The 1,182-nt window shown below is 43.7% G+C and carries 2 protein-coding genes; both read right to left on the bottom strand.

What is annotated here, in order from left to right; translation table 11 throughout:
* Window positions 1-52 precede the first annotated feature (52 nt).
* Window positions 53-976, bottom strand: coding sequence for a PorP/SprF family type IX secretion system membrane protein (locus FLJC2902T_RS15285; protein WP_023580707.1), 924 nt, complete (start codon window positions 974-976; stop codon window positions 53-55).
* Between the two features lie 66 nt (window positions 977-1,042).
* Window positions 1,043-1,182, bottom strand: a 140-nt coding sequence (locus tag FLJC2902T_RS16630; protein ID WP_169727955.1) for a T9SS type B sorting domain-containing protein, incomplete at its 5' end; no start/stop codon positions are given.

Here is a 1,182-nt window from a genome sequence, read left to right as displayed (position 1 = left end):
ACAAAACTCAGAGTGATATAGGTTTTCTTCATGTTTGAAAGTCGCCGTTAAATTAGAAAAATCGTGGTGAGCTCGATGCCTTCTTAGAGAAGTTCAGATCATACAACAACATGAACTCGTGAGAAGCTTTGGTCTTGGCATCTAAATCCGATATGATGTGATCGTAGGCATAACCGATACGCATGTTCGGGGTAACCATGAAATTCACCATCGCTCCGAAAGAGTCTTCCAGACGATACGTTAGTCCCGCTTCAAACTTGTTGTACAACAACGTGTTTAACGAAACGTCCAACGAGGTTGGTGCATCGAAAGCCGATTTTACCATCGCAAACGGTTTTAATTTCACGTTCTCGTTGATATCGAAAACATAACCTCCCGTAACAAAGTAGTGGGACGTTTCCGACCCGAATTCTCTGCCATCAAAGTCAAGGTGTTTCGATTTTAACATGTTCGGAACTGAAGCACCGATGTAATACTTATCAGTATAGAAAAACAATCCTGTTCCAAGGTTAAAAAACGTGTTGCTCGTGTTTTCCGCAAAAGCCGGGTCATCCAAATCCGGAACGCGACCGTCTCCAATATCGCTGAATAAGCCCACTTTGTGGAAGGTCGCTCCCGCTTTCAGACCGAAAGCCAGTTTGTGCTCCTCTCCCAAATTCAACGTATACGAGAAATCCCCGTAAACGTTACTCTCCTGAACAGGACCTATCTTATCGTTGATTACCGATAGTCCCAATCCAACATTCTTACCCACAGGACTGTGACCGAAAAACGTTCCCGTAGTAGGAGCGTCCTCAATCTCAACCCACTGTTTTCTGTATAATAATCCCATCGAAAGACCTTCTTTAGATCCCGCATACGCCGGATTCATAACGCTCATGTTGTACATGTACTGCGTGTAATGAGGATCCTGTTGGGCTTGAACTTCTAATAAGCCGGCCAAGGCTACTAAAACGGTCAAATAAATTTTCTTCATCTTATATTGTTTTCCTTTTAGAAACCACTGCTCCCTCTAAAAGGAGCAGTGGTTCTTATTCTTAATTTATTGCTCTCTGTTGATGTAAATCCATCCCGTACGAGTCTGACCAGATGCCGTATCAATCACATAGTAGTACGTTCCGTCAGGTAACTCCTGACCTTTATCGGACTGACCGTGCCATTGATCGGTGTAACCTGAACCGT

The organism is Flavobacterium limnosediminis JC2902 (assembly GCF_000498535.1).
GTDB lineage: Bacteria > Bacteroidota > Bacteroidia > Flavobacteriales > Flavobacteriaceae > Flavobacterium > Flavobacterium limnosediminis.
Note: the sequence above shows the minus strand (reverse complement) of the source record. Positions and strands in the feature narration are given on the sequence as shown.